Here is a 1,230-nt window from a genome sequence, read left to right on the forward strand (position 1 = left end):
AGGCTGTTGTCGGGGGTGGTGAAGTAGTCGAAGGTGGCGTTGAGGATGTTCGAGTTGCCGTGCTGGGCGACTACTCGACCTTCGTCGTCGTAGGTGTTGACCATGCGGTTGCCGTTGGAATCGGTCCAACCGGTCAGGCGGTGGGCGTCGTCGTAGGAGTAGTGGGTGGTGGCGCCGACACCGTTGGTGACCGACACCAATTCTCCCGCGTCATATTCGAATACGCGTATCTGCGTGGCTGTCTCGGCACCGTCGCTTGCCGATCCGACTACGGACAGTGCGGTAATGCGGCCATCATCGGAGGTAACCCGCACCCGATATCCGCCGGAATGAGTGATCTCGACCGGGGCGCCGTCGCTGTCGTAATGGAAGCGGATGTGGTTGTGATGGCGGTCGGTGATCGCCGAGATCGCATAATTGCCCAGCAAGGCGTCTAAGCCGCCGAGCGCCGATGCGGCGTCGAAATGCCAGGTGAGCTCGCGGTCTGGATCGTAGACGCGATAACCGCCGGTTTCGCTGCGTGCGAGGGTCCACCGCTGACCGCCGTTTCTTGGTGGCACCGGGGAACCGGGCTCGGCATGCGGGTAGACCAGCAGGACGCCGTCCTCGCCGATCAGAGTGACAGTCTCGGCCTCTACGACAATGCGTATGTCCAGAGTGGCAGCCCATGAGGGGCCGAACCAGCGTCCGAATCGGTAGCTGGAACGGTGGCGACGCCCAAGTCTCAAAGGCAGGATCCCGGGCAGATCCACATCGGTTTCCAGGAGCAAGAACTCACCTGTCGCGACGTCGACTGGGTCACCACATTTGGTGACCTGGCTGTCGTCACGATTCGTCTTCGGGCCGCCTTCGGTGGCTTTGTCGCCGGCGCCTTCGTCGGCTTTGGCCTGGTCTTGGGGTTTGCCCGGCTGGTCGGGGGTGCGTCCGTCCGGGTCGCCGGTCTTCGGTGGGTTGTCGGTCGAGGCGGTGGTGGTGTCGGCAGACTTCTCACCTGGCTTGGTGTCGGTGTCTTTCGGCTTGCTCGGCGTGTCCGTCGACGCCGTGGAGGTGTCGGTGGAGGTCTTCTTCGCGGGAGACGGCGTGGACTTGCCACCCTTGCCGAGGGTGCGCGCTATCGCCTGCCACGCATCTTTCAGTTTCGCGAGCAGCGGTTTCAGCTTCGCGAACGTGGACGCGACCTTGGAGAACAGGCGCGCGATCGTCGTCATCGTCTTCGCCACGAACGTCGCA

Annotated in this window: 1 protein-coding gene; it reads right to left on the reverse strand. The window is 63.3% G+C overall.

The window, feature by feature from the left end; genetic code table 11:
• The coding region (locus FEK34_RS29810; RefSeq protein WP_249359748.1) for an RHS repeat domain-containing protein at nt 1-1,208 on the reverse strand (1,208 nt) is incomplete at its 3' end.
• Nucleotides 1,209-1,230: the final 22 nt, after the last annotated feature.

Source organism: Nocardia cyriacigeorgica (genome assembly GCF_005863245.1).
In the GTDB taxonomy this organism is placed as follows: Bacteria; Actinomycetota; Actinomycetes; order Mycobacteriales; family Mycobacteriaceae; genus Nocardia; species Nocardia cyriacigeorgica_C.